This is a genomic window from Agrobacterium sp. 16-172Ci, assembly GCF_053522725.1.
This window is the reverse complement of record NZ_JBNWBW010000017.1, coordinates 25,422-43,139: the sequence shown is the minus strand read 5'-3', so window position 1 is coordinate 43,139 and position 17,718 is coordinate 25,422. Positions and strand designations below refer to the sequence as shown.

Genomic DNA, 17,718 nt, shown 5'->3' with positions numbered 1-17,718 from the left:
GGTGTGAACAACACCGCCGCCGGACTTTTGGTAAAAAGCCTGGCGGCGTTGCATTTTTAGTGCTTGAAAAATTCGGTGAAAGCGCGTAAACGCGCACTCACACTCACTGCTGGATTCGCAAGCGATTGCGAAACGCGGTGTTTTAGCAATACAGACAATTGAAATGATTGGGATGCGACAGCGCATTTCTCTCGATTTTTGAAAATCTGCGGCGCCACGATCAATAGAAGTTCATGTGTTTCCGCGTGCGGAAACGAATAACAAAGAACAAGGACAAGACGAATGAACGGCCAGAATATCCGTATCCGCCTCAAGGCGTTCGATCACCGGATCCTCGATGCCTCTACCCGTGAAATCGTGTCGACCGCAAAGCGCACCGGCGCCAGCGTTCGCGGCCCGGTTCCGCTCCCCACCCGCATCGAAAAGTTTACCGTCAACCGCTCTCCTCACGTTGATAAGAAGAGCCGTGAACAGTTCGAAATGCGGACGCACAAGCGTCTTCTCGATATCGTTGACCCCACCCCGCAGACTGTCGATGCTCTGATGAAGCTCGACCTCGCTGCTGGCGTTGACGTGGAAATCAAGCTCTAAGACCCGGCCCGATCCATTCAAGGTGAGGGCTGAAGTAACAAGGCCGGACTTCACCTTTGGGTGAGGGCCAATAACAAGGAAGGTACGTGGAGTAATCCAACGACTTCCAAACCGGAGACCGGAAACATCGTGAGATGTCGAAGGGCACTCCTTAACAAAGGCCAGAGAGGGTTTTCCCTTCAAGGCTCGCAAGAGGATGAACCAATGCGTTCAGGTGTGATTGCACAGAAAGTGGGTATGACACGCGTCTATAACGACGCAGGTGAACATATCCCCGTAACAGTATTGCGACTGGATAACGTACAAGTCGTTGCCCAGCGCACGGAAGACAAGAATGGCTATACCGCAGTTCAGCTCGGTGCCGGCCAGTCCAAGGTCAAGAACACGACGAAGGCGCTTCGCGGTCATTTTGCCGCTGCCAATGTCGAACCGAAAGCCAAGCTCGTCGAGTTCCGGGTTTCCCCCGAGAACCTGATCGACATCGGTGCAACACTGACCGCAAATCATTTTCAGTCCGGCCAGCTGGTCGACGTCACTGGAACCACAATCGGTAAAGGTTTTGCCGGTGCTATGAAGCGTCACAACTTCGGTGGTGGCCGCGCTTCGCACGGTAACTCCGTATCGCACCGTGCACACGGTTCTACCGGTAACAACCAGGATCCGGGCCGCGTCTGGAAGGGCAAGCGCATGGCTGGTCACATGGGCCAGACGCGCGTTACGACCCAGAACCTCGAAGTCGTTTCGACCGATGAAGACCGTGGCCTCATCCTCGTGAAGGGTGCAGTTCCCGGCTCGAAGGGTTCCTGGATCATCGTCCGCGACGCCGTCAAGTCGGCTGCGAAGTAAGGGAGCCTTATCATGGAATTGAACGTCAAGACCCTCGAGGGAAAAGACGCCGGCAAGGTTTCTCTGTCGGATGAGATCTTCGGCCTCGACCCCCGCCAGGACATCCTGGCCCGCATGGTTCGCTGGCAGCTTGCAAAGAAGCAGCAGGGAACCCACAAGTCCAAGAACCGGTCGGAAGTTTCCCGCACCGGCGCGAAGATGTACAAGCAGAAGGGTACGGGCCGCGCTCGTCACCATTCGGCTCGCGCACCGCAGTTCCGCGGCGGCGGCAAGGCCCACGGCCCGGTCGTTCGCAGCCATGCACACGATCTTCCGAAGAAGGTTCGTGCGCTCGCTCTGCGTCACGCCCTGTCTGCAAAGCTGAAGGCTGAAGAACTGATCATCGTCGATCAGCTCGTCGCGTCCGAAGCAAAGACCAAGGCTCTGCTGGGCAGCTTCGCTTCGCTTGGCCTGACCAACGCTCTCGTTATCGGCGGCGCCGAACTTGATGGCAACTTCAAGCTCGCTGCTCAGAACATCCCGAACGTGGACGTTCTGCCGGTTCAGGGCATCAATGTTTACGACATCCTGCGCCGTGGCAAGCTGGTGCTTTCCAAGGCTGCTGTAGAGGCTCTGGAGGAGCGGTTCAAATGACGGATCTTCGCCACTACGATGTGATCGTATCTCCTTCGATCACGGAAAAGTCGACGCTGGTATCCGAACAGAACCAGGTCGTATTCAACGTCGCCAAGAATGCTTCCAAGCCTGAAATCAAGGCTGCCGTGGAAGCTCTCTTCGGCGTCAAAGTCACGGCTGTGAACACGCTTATCCGCAAGGGTAAGACCCGTCGTTTCCGTGGATTCGCCGGTAAGCTGAAGGACGTCAAGAAAGCCGTCGTCACGCTCGCCGAAGGTCAATCCATCGACGTGTCCACCGGACTCTAAAGGTTAGGCCCAAGCGGGCAAAGACCCAAAAGGGAACAAGAAAATGGCATTGAAAAGTTTCAATCCGACCACGCCGAGCCAGCGCCAGCTGGTTATCGTGGACCGCGCTTCGCTCTACAAGGGCAAGCCGGTAAAGGCTCTCACCCAGGGCCTCAGCTCCAAGGGTGGCCGTAACAACCAGGGCCGGATCACCGTCCGTTTCCAGGGTGGCGGTCACAAGCGGACCTACCGTCTGGTTGACTTCAAGCGTCGCAAGTTCGACGTAGAAGGCACCGTTGAGCGTCTGGAATACGACCCCAACCGCACCGCGTTCATCGCGCTGGTTACGTATACCGACGGCGAACAGGCTTACATTCTCGCGCCACAGCGTCTCGCTGCCGGTGACAAGGTGATCGCCTCCGACAAGGCAGTGGACGTGAAGCCTGGCAACACCATGCCGCTTCAGTACATTCCGGTCGGTTCGATCATCCACAACGTCGAGATGAAGCCGGGCAAGGGCGGTCAGATCGCTCGCTCCGCCGGTACGTATGTCCAGCTCGTCGGCCGTGATGCCGGCATGGCCATCCTGCGTCTCAACTCGGGCGAACAGCGTCTGGTGCACGGCTCGTGCCTTGCATCGATCGGTGCTGTTTCGAACTCGGACCACGCCAACATCAACGACGGCAAGGCCGGTCGTTCCCGTTGGCGCGGCAAGCGTCCGCACGTTCGCGGCGTCGTCATGAACCCGGTCGACCACCCGCACGGTGGTGGTGAAGGTCGCACGTCGGGTGGTCGCCACCCGGTTACTCCGTGGGGCAAGCCCACGAAGGGCAAGCGCACCCGTTCGAACAAGTCGACCGACAAGTTCATCATGCGCTCGCGCCATCAGCGTAAGAAGTAAGAGAGGTAGTCACTAATGGCTCGTTCAGTATGGAAAGGTCCGTTTGTTGACGGCTATCTTCTCACCAAGGCTGAGAAGGTGCGCGAGAGCGGACGTAACGAAGTAATCAAGATCTGGAGCCGTCGCTCCACGATCCTGCCGCAGTTCGTTGGTCTGACCTTCGGCGTCTACAACGGCAGCAAGCATGTGCCCGTCTCCGTCAACGAAGACATGGTCGGACACAAGTTCGGTGAATTCTCTCCGACCCGTACCTATTACGGTCACGGCGCGGACAAGAAGGCAAAGAGGAAGTAATCATGGCGAAGGCTAAGACCGAACGCCGGCTGAAGGACAACGAGGCTCAGGCCGTTGCCCGTACGCTCCGCGTCAGCCCCCAGAAACTGAACCTGGTTGCCGCTCTTATCCGTGGCAAGAAGGTTGATCGCGCTCTCGCCGAGCTCGAATTCTCCCGCAAGCGCATTGCAGGCACCGTCAAGAAGACGCTGGAATCTGCGATTGCCAATGCGGAAAACAACCACGACCTCGACGTCGACGCTCTCGTCGTCGCCGAGGCCTATGTTGGCAAGTCCATCACCATGAAGCGTTTCCACGCTCGTGGCCGTGGTCGTGCTTCCCGCATCGAAAAGCCGTTCGCTCACCTCACGATCGTTGTTCGTGAAGTCGAGGAAAAAGGGGAGGCCGCATAATGGGTCAGAAAATCAATCCGATCGGCTTCCGCCTCGGCATCAACCGTACCTGGGATAGCCGCTGGTACGCTGACACCGCAGAATACGGCAAGCTGCTGCATGAAGACCTGAAGATCCGGGCTTACCTGATCAAGGAACTCAAGCAGGCCGGTATCGCAAAGGTCGTCATCGAGCGTCCGCACAAGAAGTGCCGCGTTACGATCCACTCGGCTCGTCCGGGTCTGATCATCGGCAAGAAGGGTGCGGACATCGAGAAGCTTCGCAAGAAGCTTTCCGAGATGACCAACTCCGAAACGCACCTCAACATCGTTGAAGTGCGCAAGCCGGAAATCGACGCGACGCTGGTTGCCCAGTCGATCGCTCAGCAGCTCGAGCGCCGCGTGGCGTTCCGCCGTGCGATGAAGCGTGCTGTTCAGTCCGCAATGCGTCTTGGCGCCGAAGGCATCAAGATCACCTGCGGCGGCCGTCTCGGCGGTGCAGAAATCGCTCGTACCGAATGGTACCGCGAAGGTCGCGTTCCGCTCCACACGCTGCGTGCGGACATCGACTACGGCACGGCTGAAGCTGAAACCGCATTCGGCATTTGCGGCATCAAGGTCTGGATCTTCAAGGGCGAAATCCTTGAGCACGATCCGATGGCTTCTGAGCGTCGCGGTCTCGAAGGCGACGCACAGGGCCCTGCAAGCCGTGAGCGTGGCGATCGTCCCGATCGTCGTCGCGAAAACGCTTGATTGACGCTGGCGAAAGATAAGCTCGGAGAAGTAAGAAAATGTTGCAGCCAAAGCGTACTAAGTACCGTAAGCAGTTCAAGGGACGCATCAAGGGCGTCGCCAAGGGCGGCTTTGACCTGGCATTCGGTGAATTCGGCTTGAAGTCGCAGGAACCGAACCGCGTGAATGCACGCGAGATCGAAGCGGCCCGCCGCGCGATCACGCGTTACATGAAGCGCGCAGGTCGCGTGTGGATCCGCGTATTCCCCGACGTTCCGGTCACGGCAAAGCCGACCGAAGTTCGTATGGGTAAGGGCAAGGGTTCGGTCGATTACTGGGCATGCAAAGTCAAGCCCGGTCGTATGATGTTCGAGATCGACGGTGTGTCCGAGGAGATCGCCCGTGAGGCGCTTCGTCTCGGCGCTGCCAAGCTCTCGGTCAAGACGCGCTTCGTACAGCGCATCGCAGAGTAAGGAGCAAGGCACATGAAAGCCGATGAAGTTCGCGGCCTCAGCGCCGACCAGCTCAAGGACAAGCTCGCCGATCTGAAGAAGGAGCAGTTCAACCTGCGCTTCCAGAAGGCAACTGGTCAGCTGGAGAAGTCCTCGCGCATCAACGAAGTCCGCAAGGATATCGCCCGCGTTAAAACCATTGCCCGCCAGAAGGCGGCAGAAGCCAAGGCCTAAGGAAGAATAATATGCCGAAACGCATTCTGCAGGGCGTCGTAGTGTCCGACAAGAACGAGAAGACTGTCGTAGTCCGGGTTGAGCGCCGATTCGCTCACCCGCTGCTTCAGAAGACCGTTCGTCGTTCGAAGAAGTACAAGGCACACGACGAAAACAATCAGTATAAGGTCGGCGATGTCGTTTCCATCGAGGAATGCGCACCGATCTCCAAGGACAAGCGCTGGACGGTCGTTTCCGCCCAGGCTTAATTTCATCAGAATCGCGCCTTGTGTCTTGCACTTGGCGCGAATTCCTGTATGAAGCACCGCAAGGACGCTCGTGAATCGAGCGTCTTTTGCTTTGATGCGCACGGAAGGTCCTTCGGGAAACCACCCTGTCACGACATTTCCGCGCAAAAAAAGAGATATTCATAAGCTGGGGCAGGGGGCTTACTCGGGAGAGTTTGCCCAACCGTTCCGGTAACAACAAGAAGGCGACCTGACATGATTCAGATGCAAACAAACCTCGACGTGGCGGATAATTCCGGCGCACGTCGTGTCATGTGCATCAAGGTGCTGGGCGGCTCGAAGCGCAAATATGCTTCTGTTGGCGACATTATTGTCGTTTCCATCAAGGAAGCTATTCCGCGCGGCCGCGTCAAGAAGGGCGACGTGATGAAGGCGGTTGTCGTGCGCACCGCCAAGGACATCCGCCGCGCTGACGGCAGCGTCATCCGTTTCGATAACAACGCAGCCGTTCTTATCGACAACAAGAAAGAGCCCATCGGCACCCGTATCTTCGGACCGGTTCCGCGCGAACTTCGCGCCAAGAACCACATGAAGATCATCTCGCTGGCTCCGGAAGTACTGTAAGGAGCGACAAGCGATGCAGAAGATTCGTAAAGGCGACAAGGTTGTCGTATTGACCGGTAAGGACAAGGGCCGTACCGGCGAAGTAATCCAGGTTTTGCCGAAGGAAGATCGGGCCGTTGTGCGTGGCGTTAACATGGTGAAGCGTCACCAGCGCCAGACCCAGGCCCAGGAAGCCGGCATCATCAACAAGGAAGCATCCTTGCACATCTCCAACATCGCCATCGTCGACAAGGATGGCAAGCCGACCCGCGTTGGCTTCTCGGTTGTGGATGGCAAGAAGGTCCGCGTGGCCAAGCGTTCGGGAGAAGTGATCGATGGCTGATAAGTACGAGCCGCGTCTCAAGACGGAATACGTTTCCCGTATCCGTGGCGCCATGCAGGAGAAGTTCTCCTACGCCAACGTGATGATGATCCCGAAGCTTGAAAAGATCGTGATCAACATGGGTGTTGGCGAGGCGACTGCCGACTCCAAGAAGCCCACCATCGCTGCCGGTGACCTGGCTGCGATTGCCGGCCAGAAGCCGGTGGTTACCCGCGCTCGCAACTCGATCGCAGGTTTCAAGGTTCGCGAAGGCATGCCGATCGGTGCGAAGGTTACCCTTCGTGGCGCCCGCATGTACGAATTCCTTGATCGTCTGGTCAACATCGCGCTTCCGCGCGTTCGCGACTTCCGGGGCCTGAACCCGAAGAGCTTTGACGGCCGTGGCAACTTCGCCATGGGCATCAAGGAACACATTGTGTTCCCTGAGATCAACTACGATAAGGTTGATCAGATGTGGGGCATGGACATCATCGTTTGCACGACGGCGACGTCGGACGACGAAGCTCGGGCTCTGCTGACAGAGTTCAACTTCCCGTTCCGTCACTAACCGTAACGACGAGCGTAGAAAAGGAACTCCGATATGGCGAAAACAAGCGCAGTTGAAAAGAACAAGCGCCGCCGCAAGTCGGTCGCCCAGCAGGCCGCCAAGCGCGCCGCACTGAAGGCGATCGTGATGAACCAGTCCCTTCCGATCGAAGACCGGTTCAAGGCCACTCTGAAGCTCGCTTCGCTGCCGCGTGACGGCTCGAAGACGCGTATCCGCAACCGCTGCGAAGTAACGGGCCGTCCGCGCGCGTTCTATCGCAAGCTCAAGATGTCGCGTATCGCGCTTCGTGAGCTGGGCAATTCCGGCAAGGTGCCGGGCATTGTCAAGTCGAGCTGGTAAGGAGACGGGCACATGACCATGACTGATCCTTTGGGTGATATGCTCACCCGCATCCGCAATGGTGCTGCTCGCCGCAAGTCTTCGGTAAGCACGCCGGCTTCCAGCCTCCGCGCACGCGTTCTCGACGTGCTGCAGGCTGAAGGCTACATTCGCGGTTATTCCAAGGTCGATTTCGAAAACGGCAAGTCCGAATTCACGATCGAGCTGAAGTACTACGAAGGCGCGTCCGTGATCCGTGAGATCGGCCGCGTTTCCAAGCCGGGCCGCCGGGTTTATGTCTCGGTAAAGTCCATTCCGCAGGTCGCGAACGGCCTCGGCATCACCATCCTTTCGACCCCGAAGGGCGTGATGGCCGATCACCAGGCTCGCGAACAGAACGTTGGTGGCGAGGTTCTTTGCTCGGTCTTCTAAGACCCGAGCAAGGATCTCCATAACGAACAGACAGGATTGAATAATGTCTCGTATCGGTAAAAAGCCCGTTCCGGTTCCAGCAGGTGTGACGGCCAATGTCGACGGCCAGAAGGTTACTGCTAAGGGCCCGAAGGGTGAACTGTTTTTCGTCGCTAACGACGACATTCAGCTGAAGCTCGAAGATAACGGCGTTTCCGTAACGCCGGCTAACGGCACCAAGGAAGCTCGTTCGAAGTGGGGCATGTCCCGCACGATGATCGAGAACATCTTCAAGGGTGTTAAGGACGGCTATGAGCGCAAGCTCGAAATCAACGGCGTCGGTTACCGTGCCGCCATGCAGGGCAAGAACCTGCAGCTGGCTCTCGGCTTCTCCCACGACGTTGTTTACGAGCCGCCGGTCGGCATCACCATTGCCGTTCCGAAGCCCACGGAAATCATCGTTTCCGGCATCAACAAGCAGCAGGTTGGCCAGGTAGCCGCGGAAATCCGCGAATACCGCGGTCCCGAGCCCTACAAGGGCAAGGGCGTGAAGTACGCTGAAGAGCGTATTGTCCGCAAAGAAGGCAAGAAGAAGTAAGGATCACGCGAAATGGCTAGCAGGAAAGAAGCACTTGCACGTCGCGCGAGCCGCGTGCGCCGCCAGATCAAGGCGGTTGCCAACGGCCGCCCGCGCCTGTCGGTTCATCGCTCGTCGAAGAACATCTACGCCCAGATCATCGATGACGTTGCTGGCAAGACGCTTGCGTCTGCCTCCACGCTCGAAGCCGATCTGCGCGGCTCGCTCAAGACCGGCGCCGACGTTGCAGCAGCAACTGTTGTCGGCAAGCTGGTTGCCGAGCGTGGCGTCAAGGCTGGCGTCAAGGATGTCGTATTCGACCGTGGCGCGTTCATCTACCACGGCCGCATCAAGGCCCTGGCAGACGCTGCCCGCGAAGGCGGCCTGAACTTCTGAGTGCATGACCCTTTCGATTTTTTGAGATCGAAAGAAAGGATCATGCACCAACAAAGATGCTGCAGCGCTTTTAGCGCTGCAGCTTCCGCCCGGACAACGATCCGGGCGGAATTTCACCGGACCATGCGGAACTCTTCATCGGGGCCGCTGGTCTTTTCGTTTGCCGTTCCACCCGCAAAAGAAAAAGGACAAGGACAATGGCACAGGATAAAAGAGGTTCCCGCGAAGAGCGTCAGAACCGCGAAGAGCGCGATAGCGAATTCGTCGACAAGCTGGTCGCGATCAACCGCGTTGCAAAGGTTGTTAAGGGTGGCCGTCGCTTCGGCTTCGCCGCTCTCGTCGTCGTTGGCGACCAGAAGGGCCGCGTCGGCTTCGGTCACGGCAAGGCTCGTGAAGTTCCGGAAGCGATCCGCAAGGCAACCGAAAGCGCCAAGCGCGATCTGATCTTCGTTCCGCTGCGCGATGGCCGCACGCTGCACCACGACGTCAATGGCCGTCACGGCGCAGGCAAGGTTCTGCTGCGTTCGGCCAAGGCCGGTACCGGTATCATCGCCGGTGGTCCGATGCGCGCCGTTTTCGAAACGCTCGGCGTTCATGACGTTGTTGCCAAGTCGACCGGTTCTTCGAACCCGTACAACATGGTTCGCGCTACGTTCGACGCTCTGAAGCATCAGGTTCATCCGAAGGACATCGCTGCACAGCGCGGTCTGAAGTATGCGACCCTTCAGGCTCGTCGTGCCGCTTCCGGCAACGCTTCTGAAGAATAAGGAGCTGGATCATGGCCAAGAAGACTACTGAAGCCAAGAAGACTGTTACGGTCGAACAGATCGGCAGCCCCATTCGCCGCCCGGCAATCCAGCGCCAGACGCTGATCGGCCTGGGTCTCAACAAGATGCATCGTCAGCGCACCCTGGAAGACACTCCGGCGGTTCGCGGCATGATCCGTGCGGTCCAGCATCTCGTTCGCGTCGTTGACGAGAAGTGAGACGGAGTAACCTATCATGAAACTCAATGAAATCAGAGACAACGAAGGCGCCTCCAAGGACCGTATCCGCGTAGGTCGCGGTATCGGTTCCGGCAAGGGCAAGACCGGTGGTCGCGGTGTGAAGGGTCAGAAGGCTCGTTCGGGCGTCGCCATCAACGGTTTCGAAGGCGGTCAGATGCCCATCTACCGTCGTCTGCCGAAGCGCGGTTTCAACAACATCTTCGCTTCCGAATATGTTGTCGTATCGCTCGGCCGCATTCAGACCGCCATCGACGCCAAGAAGCTTGACGCTTCCGCAACGATCGATGCCGCTGCTCTCAAGGCTGCCGGCGTTATCCGCCGCGCCAAGGACGGCGTACGCATTCTCGCCGACGGCGAGCTGAAGGCCAAGGTCGCTTTCGAAGTTGCCGGCGCTTCCAAGCCCGCAATCGACAAGATCGAAAAGGCTGGCGGTTCGATCAAGCTTCTCGCAGTTGCAGCAGAAGCCGCCGAGTAATATATAGACTTCAGACGCCCGGGGCTCGTCGCTCCGGGCGTTTGCGCTCCCTGGCCTATGGTGTTTTCGATCTAAATCGATTTATAGAGCATCAGGGCAATCTCTTCGCGGTGTGCTTCCACGGCCCCGCTTGCGGCAGAAAGTGCTGCAGGGAGAGCCTCACAGTTCTTGAACTTCCGTAGGGGAGGGGATAGGACATAAAAAACAGGGTGAGGCATGATGGCGGCTCAGAGCCGCATTTGTCCGAAGCCCGGTTTTGACCAGTATCTTTTAGACCTTTCCGCATCGGCCGGTTGCGCTGGCTGGCAAGGGTCATTCGGAGAAATTTATGGCTTCAGCAGCGGAACAACTGGCTTCGAACCTGAATTTTTCGACCTTCGCTAAGGCGGAGGATCTGAAAAAGCGTCTCTGGTTTACTCTTGCCGCACTTCTCGTCTACCGTCTCGGCACCCACATTCCGCTTCCGGGCCTGAACCCCGAAGCCTATGCGCAGGCCTTCCGTGGCCAGGCCAACGGTATTCTCGGTCTTTTCAACATGTTTGCGGGTGGCGCCGTCGAGCGCATGGCGATCTTCGCGCTCGGCATCATGCCTTACATCTCCGCTTCGATCATCGTGCAGCTCATGACCTCGGTCGTGCCCTCGCTCGAAGCGTTGAAGAAGGAAGGCGAAGCCGGCCGCAAGATCATCAACCAGTATACGCGCTACGGCACGGTGCTGCTCGGCACGCTGCAGGCCTATGGCATTGCGGTCGGCCTCGAAAGCGGCAACGGCCTCGTGGTCGATCCGGGCTGGTTCTTCCGCATTTCCACCGTCATCACGCTGCTCGGCGGCACGATGTTCCTGATGTGGCTGGGTGAGCAGATCACCTCGCGCGGCATCGGCAACGGTATTTCGCTGATCATCTTCGCGGGTATTGCCGCAGGCCTGCCCAAGGCGCTGGCCGGCACGCTGGAACTCGGCCGTACCGGTGCGCTTTCCACGCCGCTCATCCTGACGGTCGTTGTGGTCGCCATCGGCGTCATCGCGCTCATCGTCTTCGTGGAACGCGCGCAGCGCCGCCTGTTGATCCAATATCCGAAGCGACAGGTCGGCAATCGCATGTTCCAGGGCGATACCTCGCATCTGCCGCTGAAGCTCAACACGGCCGGCGTCATTCCCGCGATCTTCGCATCGTCGCTGCTGCTGCTGCCGGCAACGGCCGCTGGTTTTGCCGGAAACACCAACCTGCCGGGCTGGGCAACCTCAATCATCGCGTCGCTGCAGCACGGACAGCCGCTGTTCATGGCGCTCTATGGCCTGCTGATCGCGTTCTTCGCATTTTTCTATACGGCGATCGTCTTCAATCCGAAGGACACCGCAGATAACCTCAAGAAGCATGGTGGCTTCATTCCGGGCATCCGTCCGGGCGAGCGCACCGCGGAGTACATCGATTACGTCCTGACCCGCATCACCGTGGTCGGCGCGATTTATCTTGTCTTCGTCTGTATCCTTCCTGAGACACTTATCGCACGCACGGGCATTCCATTAGCCCTTGGTGGTACTTCGCTTTTGATCGTTGTCAGTGTAACTCTGGATACGGTTGCGCAAATTCAGGGCCACCTGATCGCGCAGCAGTATGAAGGGCTGATCAAGAAGTCGAAGTTGCGTGGAGGAAAGAGGGGACGATGAGACTGATATTTTTGGGTCCGCCGGGTGCGGGCAAGGGAACCCAGGCCAAGCGGCTGACGGACAAGTACGGGATCCCGCAGCTTTCCACCGGTGACATGCTTCGCGCTGCGGTCAGCGCGGGCACCGAAATCGGCAAACGCGCCAAGGCCGTCATGGACGCCGGCGGGCTTGTTTCCGACGATATCGTCAATCAGATCGTTTCCGAACGCATCGAAGCACCGGACTGTGCCAAGGGCTTTATTCTCGACGGCTATCCGCGCACCGTTCCGCAGGCCAAGGCGCTTGCCGACAACATGCGCAAGAAGAATCTGGTCCTCGATGCCGTCATTGAACTCAAGGTGGACGAAGAGGCGTTGATTCGCCGAATCGAAAACCGCGTGGCTGAAACCATTGCCGCCGGCGGTACGGTTCGCTCGGATGACAATCCGGAAGCGTTCCGCAAGCGCCTGACGGAATATCGCGAGAAGACCGCGCCGCTGTCTGCCTATTACAGCGAACAGGGCGAGCTCGTGACGCTGGATGGCATGGCTGACGTCGATGCCGTCACCGAGGCTATCGAGCGCGTTCTCGAGAAAGCCTCCGCCTGATTGACGGAGCGGATGGGCGAGGCTGTTGCGCTCTTGCCCATATCTCGCTTGCGCATGGCGGCTGATCCTTTGGATCGTAAAAGAATCTTGGCGGAGCCGGTTGCTTTTTTGCGCTGATTCCGTTAAACACCGCGCCAACTCGCGACATCCCAAGCGACTGGCGCGGATTTCCCTAAGGGAAGGGAGATCCGGGTTCGGTCGTTTTGACTTGTCACGGACACCAATTTGAACTGGCGGTCTTGTCGGCCGCTCGAATGGAATCACCACTTGCCGGATGGCAACTGGAACCAAGGAGAAGAGACGTGGCACGTATCGCTGGCGTCAACATCCCGACCGCGAAGCGCGTTGTTATTGCGCTGACCTACATTCACGGGATCGGTCCGAAATTCGCGCAGGAAATCATGGACAAGGTCGGTCTTCCGGCTGAGAAGCGCGTTCATCAGCTGACGGATGCTGAAGTTCTTCAGATCCGCGAAGCCATCGACCGCGACTACCAGGTCGAAGGCGACCTGCGTCGTGAGACCTCGATGAACATCAAGCGTCTGATGGACCTCGGTTGCTACCGCGGCCTGCGTCACCGTCGTGGCCTTCCGGTCCGCGGTCAGCGCACGCACACCAACGCCCGCACCCGCAAGGGTCCGGCGAAGGCTATCGCTGGTAAGAAGAAGTAATTTTCCGGTTCTCCGGAAAGGGGAGGCTGGTGCAGTCCGCGCCAGCCTTTCTGAGTTTGGCGTGAAGCTCCGATGGGGCCAATCGCCGGTGTAGCCGCTGGTGTTACGGCGGTGAAGAGATCAATGAAAGGTATAAAATGGCCAAGGAAGCCGCACGTATTCGCCGTCGCGAACGTAAGAACATCACGTCGGGCGTCGCGCACGTCAACTCGACCTTCAACAACACGATGATCACCATCACCGACGCACAGGGCAATGCTATTGCCTGGTCGTCCGCTGGTGCCAAGGGCTTCAAGGGTTCGCGCAAGTCGACCCCGTTCGCTGCCCAGATCGCTGCTGAAGATTGCGCGAAGAAGGCTCAGGAACACGGCATGAAGTCGCTTGAAGTTGAAGTTTGCGGTCCGGGTTCCGGCCGTGAATCGGCACTTCGCGCCCTGCAGGCTGCCGGTTTCATGATCACTTCCATTCGCGACGTGACGCCGATCCCGCACAACGGTTGCCGTCCGCGCAAGAAGCGCCGCGTCTGACGCGACCGTGGTTCGGAAATTCCGCCTTACCTCAGGTCTGGCGGAATTTTCGTGTATCTGGCGTGTGCGCGTCGATTTCGGTCGGCGGACTTGCGCTCAAGAACCCACCGATGAACCGCTGAATTAGGTTCCTCTCGGTGTTTTCATGCTCGGTCCGTCACGATTGGATGGTGGCGGCGAACGGAAGGTTTAAAGATGATTCAGAAGAACTGGCAGGAACTTATCAAGCCGAACAAGGTCGAGTTCACCTCGTCCAGCCGCACCAAGGCAACGCTGGTTGCCGAGCCGCTGGAGCGTGGTTTCGGTCTTACCCTCGGCAACGCGCTGCGTCGCGTTCTGTTGTCTTCTCTGCGTGGCGCCGCTGTGACGGCCGTGCAGATCGACGGTGTCCTGCACGAATTCTCCTCCATCCCCGGCGTTCGGGAAGATGTGACGGATATCGTGCTCAACATCAAGGAAATCGCCATCAAGATGGACGGCGATGATTCCAAGCGCATGGTCGTGCGCAAGCAGGGTCCGGGCGCCGTGACCGCTGGTGACATCCAGACGGTTGGCGATATCGAGATCCTGAACCCCGACCACGTGATCTGCACGCTGGACGATGGCGCTGAAATCCGCATGGAATTCACCGTCAACAACGGCAAGGGTTACGTACCGGCTGAGCGCAACCGCGCGGAAGATGCCCCGATTGGCCTCATTCCGGTGGACAGCCTCTATTCTCCGGTCAAGAAAGTGTCCTACAAGGTGGAAAACACCCGTGAAGGCCAGGTTCTCGACTATGACAAGCTGATCATGACGATCGAGACCAACGGTTCGGTTTCCGGCGAAGACGCCGTTGCCTTCGCCGCTCGCATTCTTCAGGACCAGCTGGGCGTCTTCGTCAACTTCGACGAGCCGCAGAAGGAAGCAGAAGAAGAATCGGTTACCGAACTCGCGTTCAACCCGGCGCTTCTCAAGAAGGTCGACGAGCTCGAACTGTCCGTTCGTTCGGCAAACTGCCTGAAGAACGACAACATCGTTTACATCGGCGACCTGATCCAGAAGACCGAAGCCGAAATGCTTCGCACGCCGAACTTCGGTCGCAAGTCGCTGAACGAAATCAAGGAAGTTCTCGCTTCCATGGGTCTGCACCTCGGCATGGAAGTGCCGGCATGGCCGCCCGAGAACATCGAAGATCTCGCAAAGCGTTACGAAGACCAGTACTAACAATCAAAAAGGCAGACCCTTTAAAGACTGCCTTTCCCCGTCAAACAGCAGGTAAGTCACCTGCATGTGCCAGGAAACGGCAGGCCTTAGAGAAGGAACCTGCGAAGAAGGAGAATAGCAATGCGCCACGGTAATTCAGGCCGCAAGCTCAATAGAACCGCCAGCCACCGCAAGGCAATGTTTGCCAACATGGCTGCTTCGCTCATCACCCATGAGCAGATCGTAACCACGCTTCCGAAGGCGAAGGAAATTCGCCCGATCGTTGAGAAGCTCGTCACCCTCGGCAAGCGCGGCGACCTGCACGCTCGTCGTCAGGCGATCTCGCAGATCAAGGATCAGGACGCCGTTCGCAAGCTGTTCGACGCGATCGCAGCCCGCTACGCAAACCGCAACGGCGGCTACCTGCGTATCATGAAGGCCGGCTTCCGCCAGGGCGACAATGCCGCTCTCGCCGTCATCGAATTTGTCGAGCGCGACGTTGACGCCAAGGGCGCAGCCGACAAGGCTCGCGTTGCCGCTGAAGCTGCTGCTGCCGAAGCTGCATAAGGTTTGACGCCGTTCAGGCGTCATGAGTTAAAAAAGCCGGGCGAGAGATCGCCCGGCTTTTTGTGTTGCTTCACTTTCCGGATTTAAGGCTGTCGACCCGGCAAGTAGCGACTGATTTGACGAATAAGGTCAACAAGTGTGGCCATCAGAACAATGCGGTCCGAAACATGATGCGCGAGCCAGAGCCTTTGCAGGTCTTCTTCTTTAACGTCTCTGTTCTCAATGCGCTCAACAAGCCCTGATAACGCCTGCCGATGAGCACTGTTCAAGGCGCGGGCAATTCGAGCAGGGTCGAAAGCCGCACCAGTTGCCATTGTGTTGAATATTTCGGAGAGAGCCGTTTGACCGGAAATGGAGATTTCAGGGCGGCGGGCGGTTCGGAGGTTTTGATCGGTCGGCTTCATGATCGTGATGGGCGTTGCAGAGAGTTCCTGTCAGCGCGTTTCCCCCGCTTCCTTGCCATGATCGATGGCCTTACCAGCCGATAGCCGAGCAGGATCACCATCGTGCTGATATAAAACACCGGCTCCAGCGTGATCGACTTCCGCGCCAGCACGAAATGCAGCACGCCGACGATGAGCACGAGATAGACGAGTTTATGCAGCGTGTTCCAGCGGTTGCCGAGTTTGCGGATCGACCAGCGGTTGGAGGTGAGCGCCAGCGGTATGAGCATGAGAAGCCCGGCCATGCCGAGCATGATATAGGGGCGCTTCAGAATATCGCCGGCGATGGAGCCGAGGATCAGGCCGCGATCCAGCACCAGATAGACGGTGAAATGCGCCAGTACGTAATAAAAGGCGATCAGCCCCAGCGCCCGGCGATAGGCGATGAGGTTGATGTTGAAGAGATCGCGCAGCGGCGTCACCAGAAGCCCGAGGCAGAGGAAGCGCAGCGCCCAGATGCCGAGCAGGTGTTCGAAATCCTTGACCGGATTGAAGCCGAGGCCACCGGTTGCGGCGAGATAGAAATACCAGAGGCCCGGACAGAGGCCGATCGCATAAAGCGACCAGATGGCGGCCGGCTGGTAACGCTTCGGCAGCGAGGGAAGAGGCAGGGCGAAGGCCATGGTCAATAATTCGCTTTCAGGTCCATGCCGGCATAGAGGCTTGCCACCTCGTCATAACCGTTGAACATCAGGGTAGGGCGGTTCTCAGTGCCAAAGAAACCGCCTTCGCCGATGCGCTGTTCCGTCGCCTGGCTCCAGCGGGGATGATCCACATTCGGGTTGACGTTGGAATAGAAGCCATATTCGCGGGCGTTGGAGTTTTTCCACGTCGTTTCTGGCTGTTTTTCGACCAGCGAAATGCGGACGATGGATTTGATGCCCTTGAAACCGTATTTCCATGGCACGACGAGACGGATCGGCGCACCGTTCTGGTTCGGCAGCGTTTCTCCATAAAGGCCGACGGCGAGAATGGTGAGCGGATGGCGCGCTTCATCGAGGCGAAGCCCCTCGACATAGGGCCATGAGAGAGGCTGGAACAGACCGCTTTGACCCGGCATTTCGTCCGGCCGCACCACGGTTTCGAAAGCGACATATTTCGCGCTGCCAAGCGGCTCCACCTTGTCGAGAAGGGTGGCGAGGGGGAAGCCGATCCACGGAATGACCATCGACCAGCCCTCGACACAGCGCATGCGGTAAGTGCGCTCTTCGAGGGGATATTTCATCAGCTCTTCAATGCCGAATTCCTGCGGTTTGGAGACGAGGCCATCCACCTTCACCGTCCAGGGGGAAGGCTTGAACTTGCCGGAATTTTCCTTCGGGTCGGATTTTCCGACACCGAATTCGTAGAAATTATTATAGCTGGTGACAGCATCGAGCGGGGTGAGTTTCTCATCCAGCTTGTAGGCGCCGGGTTTTGCGGAAAGCGGCGCGGCAACAGCCTCGCGCCCGGCCAGCCCGATTGCCGCCAGCCCCGCCGCCGTGCCGAGGAAGCCACGTCTGGACAGGTAGATATTCTTCGGCGTGATTTCATTTGCCGAGATGAGGGGCGGACGATAGGCGGGCATTGGAACCTCCACAAAAGCCGGGTACATCGGCGATAAATCGATTATGATAGCCAATACGGCCGCTGCACAGATATGTTTCAGTGCTCTACGGAAAAACAACGGTGGGGCGGCGGAAATCGCGCATTTGTGATGAAGGCGCGGCCGGATAACAAGATGAAGAGGAAGCGTACCGTACCGAACCGTACTGTTTTGCCCCAAGGTGACAGTGACAGGGCTTGCGGTTTGCGCTAGAAAAACCGCAAAATAGGGCAGGAGCTGTTTTACCGCGTTTGCGGAA

Annotated in this window: 30 protein-coding genes; 27 read left to right on the top strand and 3 right to left on the bottom strand. The window is 58.1% G+C overall.

The genetic code is table 11. The features are described from left to right. Nucleotides 1-282 precede the first annotated feature (282 nt). From rpsJ to rplQ, 27 genes are all read left to right on the top strand, one after another. Nucleotides 283-591, top strand: a complete 309-nt coding sequence (rpsJ, locus tag ACQZ40_RS15885; RefSeq protein WP_003507767.1) for a 30S ribosomal protein S10 — start codon at nt 283-285, stop codon at nt 589-591. Between the two features lie 204 nt (nt 592-795). Further along, entirely contained in the window at nt 796-1,437 is a 642-nt protein-coding gene (gene rplC / locus ACQZ40_RS15880) for a 50S ribosomal protein L3 (protein ID WP_003507769.1), read from the top strand. A gap of 12 nt (nt 1,438-1,449) precedes the next feature. Next, on the top strand, nt 1,450-2,070 hold the full coding sequence (gene rplD, locus ACQZ40_RS15875) for a 50S ribosomal protein L4 (protein ID WP_003495173.1): 621 nt from the start codon (nt 1,450-1,452) through the stop codon (nt 2,068-2,070). Then, nucleotides 2,067-2,360, top strand: a complete 294-nt coding sequence (locus ACQZ40_RS15870; protein WP_003521003.1) for a 50S ribosomal protein L23 — start codon at nt 2,067-2,069, stop codon at nt 2,358-2,360. The genes rplD and ACQZ40_RS15870 overlap by 4 nt, the downstream gene beginning before the upstream one ends. A gap of 43 nt (nt 2,361-2,403) precedes the next feature. Then, nucleotides 2,404-3,240 carry a 50S ribosomal protein L2 gene (rplB, locus tag ACQZ40_RS15865; protein WP_003521004.1) on the top strand — a complete coding sequence of 279 codons (837 nt, stop codon included), beginning with the start codon at nt 2,404-2,406 and terminating at the stop codon, nt 3,238-3,240. Between the two features lie 15 nt (nt 3,241-3,255). Further along, nucleotides 3,256-3,534, top strand: coding sequence for a 30S ribosomal protein S19 (gene rpsS / locus ACQZ40_RS15860; protein ID WP_003507772.1), 279 nt, complete (start codon nt 3,256-3,258; stop codon nt 3,532-3,534). Nucleotides 3,535-3,536: 2 nt separating this feature from the next. Continuing rightward, the gene (rplV, locus tag ACQZ40_RS15855) at nt 3,537-3,926 is read left to right on the top strand and encodes a 50S ribosomal protein L22 (protein WP_003521005.1); all 390 of its coding nucleotides are present in this window, start codon (nt 3,537-3,539) and stop codon (nt 3,924-3,926) included. Next, nucleotides 3,926-4,657: a 30S ribosomal protein S3 gene (rpsC, locus tag ACQZ40_RS15850; protein ID WP_003495188.1), complete on the top strand. Its 732-nt coding sequence runs from the start codon at nt 3,926-3,928 to the stop codon at nt 4,655-4,657. Before rplV ends, rpsC begins: the two co-directional genes overlap by 1 nt. A gap of 38 nt (nt 4,658-4,695) precedes the next feature. Then, on the top strand, nt 4,696-5,109 hold the full coding sequence (rplP, locus tag ACQZ40_RS15845; protein ID WP_003495190.1) for a 50S ribosomal protein L16: 414 nt from the start codon (nt 4,696-4,698) through the stop codon (nt 5,107-5,109). A 12-nt stretch (nt 5,110-5,121) separates the two neighbouring features. Beyond that, entirely contained in the window at nt 5,122-5,322 is a 201-nt protein-coding gene (rpmC, locus tag ACQZ40_RS15840) for a 50S ribosomal protein L29 (RefSeq protein ID WP_003495193.1), read from the top strand. 11 nt (nt 5,323-5,333) lie between these two features. Continuing rightward, on the top strand, nt 5,334-5,570 hold the full coding sequence (gene rpsQ / locus ACQZ40_RS15835; RefSeq protein WP_003495195.1) for a 30S ribosomal protein S17: 237 nt from the start codon (nt 5,334-5,336) through the stop codon (nt 5,568-5,570). A gap of 234 nt (nt 5,571-5,804) precedes the next feature. Then, nucleotides 5,805-6,173 carry a 50S ribosomal protein L14 gene (gene rplN / locus ACQZ40_RS15830; RefSeq protein ID WP_003495199.1) on the top strand — a complete coding sequence of 123 codons (369 nt, stop codon included), beginning with the start codon at nt 5,805-5,807 and terminating at the stop codon, nt 6,171-6,173. Nucleotides 6,174-6,186: 13 nt separating this feature from the next. Further along, on the top strand, nt 6,187-6,495 hold the full coding sequence (rplX, locus tag ACQZ40_RS15825) for a 50S ribosomal protein L24 (protein ID WP_003521006.1): 309 nt from the start codon (nt 6,187-6,189) through the stop codon (nt 6,493-6,495). Continuing rightward, nucleotides 6,488-7,042, top strand: a complete 555-nt coding sequence (rplE, locus tag ACQZ40_RS15820; RefSeq protein WP_003495201.1) for a 50S ribosomal protein L5 — start codon at nt 6,488-6,490, stop codon at nt 7,040-7,042. Before rplX ends, rplE begins: the two co-directional genes overlap by 8 nt. A 33-nt stretch (nt 7,043-7,075) precedes the next feature. Then, nucleotides 7,076-7,381 (top strand): 30S ribosomal protein S14, encoded by a 306-nt coding sequence (gene rpsN / locus ACQZ40_RS15815; protein ID WP_003507785.1) that lies wholly within the window; start codon nt 7,076-7,078, stop codon nt 7,379-7,381. A gap of 12 nt (nt 7,382-7,393) precedes the next feature. Further along, nucleotides 7,394-7,792, top strand: coding sequence for a 30S ribosomal protein S8 (gene rpsH / locus ACQZ40_RS15810; protein ID WP_003521007.1), 399 nt, complete (start codon nt 7,394-7,396; stop codon nt 7,790-7,792). Nucleotides 7,793-7,835: 43 nt separating this feature from the next. Continuing rightward, the gene (gene rplF, locus ACQZ40_RS15805; RefSeq protein ID WP_003495204.1) at nt 7,836-8,369 is read left to right on the top strand and encodes a 50S ribosomal protein L6; all 534 of its coding nucleotides are present in this window, start codon (nt 7,836-7,838) and stop codon (nt 8,367-8,369) included. 12 nt (nt 8,370-8,381) lie between these two features. Next, nucleotides 8,382-8,744, top strand: coding sequence for a 50S ribosomal protein L18 (gene rplR, locus ACQZ40_RS15800; RefSeq protein WP_003521008.1), 363 nt, complete (start codon nt 8,382-8,384; stop codon nt 8,742-8,744). Nucleotides 8,745-8,941: 197 nt separating this feature from the next. Then, the gene (rpsE, locus tag ACQZ40_RS15795) at nt 8,942-9,511 is read left to right on the top strand and encodes a 30S ribosomal protein S5 (protein WP_004442585.1); all 570 of its coding nucleotides are present in this window, start codon (nt 8,942-8,944) and stop codon (nt 9,509-9,511) included. Between the two features lie 11 nt (nt 9,512-9,522). Further along, nucleotides 9,523-9,729 (top strand): 50S ribosomal protein L30, encoded by a 207-nt coding sequence (gene rpmD / locus ACQZ40_RS15790; protein ID WP_020812287.1) that lies wholly within the window; start codon nt 9,523-9,525, stop codon nt 9,727-9,729. A gap of 16 nt (nt 9,730-9,745) precedes the next feature. Then, the gene (rplO, locus tag ACQZ40_RS15785; protein ID WP_448748266.1) at nt 9,746-10,225 is read left to right on the top strand and encodes a 50S ribosomal protein L15; all 480 of its coding nucleotides are present in this window, start codon (nt 9,746-9,748) and stop codon (nt 10,223-10,225) included. 328 nt (nt 10,226-10,553) lie between these two features. Next, the gene (gene secY / locus ACQZ40_RS15780) at nt 10,554-11,894 is read left to right on the top strand and encodes a preprotein translocase subunit SecY (RefSeq protein WP_003521010.1); all 1,341 of its coding nucleotides are present in this window, start codon (nt 10,554-10,556) and stop codon (nt 11,892-11,894) included. After that, nucleotides 11,891-12,481: an adenylate kinase gene (locus ACQZ40_RS15775; protein ID WP_003507790.1), complete on the top strand. Its 591-nt coding sequence runs from the start codon at nt 11,891-11,893 to the stop codon at nt 12,479-12,481. Before secY ends, ACQZ40_RS15775 begins: the two co-directional genes overlap by 4 nt. Nucleotides 12,482-12,783: 302 nt before the next feature. Then, entirely contained in the window at nt 12,784-13,152 is a 369-nt protein-coding gene (gene rpsM, locus ACQZ40_RS15770; RefSeq protein WP_035263425.1) for a 30S ribosomal protein S13, read from the top strand. Nucleotides 13,153-13,289: 137 nt separating this feature from the next. Continuing rightward, nucleotides 13,290-13,679, top strand: coding sequence for a 30S ribosomal protein S11 (gene rpsK / locus ACQZ40_RS15765; protein WP_003521013.1), 390 nt, complete (start codon nt 13,290-13,292; stop codon nt 13,677-13,679). A gap of 195 nt (nt 13,680-13,874) precedes the next feature. Further along, the gene (locus ACQZ40_RS15760; RefSeq protein WP_003495228.1) at nt 13,875-14,885 is read left to right on the top strand and encodes a DNA-directed RNA polymerase subunit alpha; all 1,011 of its coding nucleotides are present in this window, start codon (nt 13,875-13,877) and stop codon (nt 14,883-14,885) included. 120 nt (nt 14,886-15,005) lie between these two features. Next, nucleotides 15,006-15,431 (top strand): 50S ribosomal protein L17, encoded by a 426-nt coding sequence (gene rplQ / locus ACQZ40_RS15755; RefSeq protein ID WP_003521014.1) that lies wholly within the window; start codon nt 15,006-15,008, stop codon nt 15,429-15,431. Nucleotides 15,432-15,514: 83 nt separating this feature from the next. On the opposite strand, the gene ACQZ40_RS15750 is transcribed toward rplQ, so the two are convergent. Genes ACQZ40_RS15750 through msrP form a run of 3 tightly spaced genes read right to left on the bottom strand, consistent with a single transcriptional unit; the run spans nt 15,515 to nt 17,441 of the window. Continuing rightward, a complete protein-coding gene (locus ACQZ40_RS15750; protein WP_448748265.1) occupies nt 15,515-15,835 on the bottom strand; it encodes a hypothetical protein in 321 nt (106 codons plus the stop codon). Continuing rightward, nucleotides 15,832-16,497, bottom strand: coding sequence for a protein-methionine-sulfoxide reductase heme-binding subunit MsrQ (gene msrQ / locus ACQZ40_RS15745; protein ID WP_448748264.1), 666 nt, complete (start codon nt 16,495-16,497; stop codon nt 15,832-15,834). The genes ACQZ40_RS15750 and msrQ overlap by 4 nt, the downstream gene beginning before the upstream one ends. Nucleotides 16,498-16,499: 2 nt before the next feature. Beyond that, nucleotides 16,500-17,441 (bottom strand): protein-methionine-sulfoxide reductase catalytic subunit MsrP, encoded by a 942-nt coding sequence (gene msrP / locus ACQZ40_RS15740; protein WP_078052746.1) that lies wholly within the window; start codon nt 17,439-17,441, stop codon nt 16,500-16,502. Between the last annotated feature and the right edge of the window lie 277 nt (nt 17,442-17,718).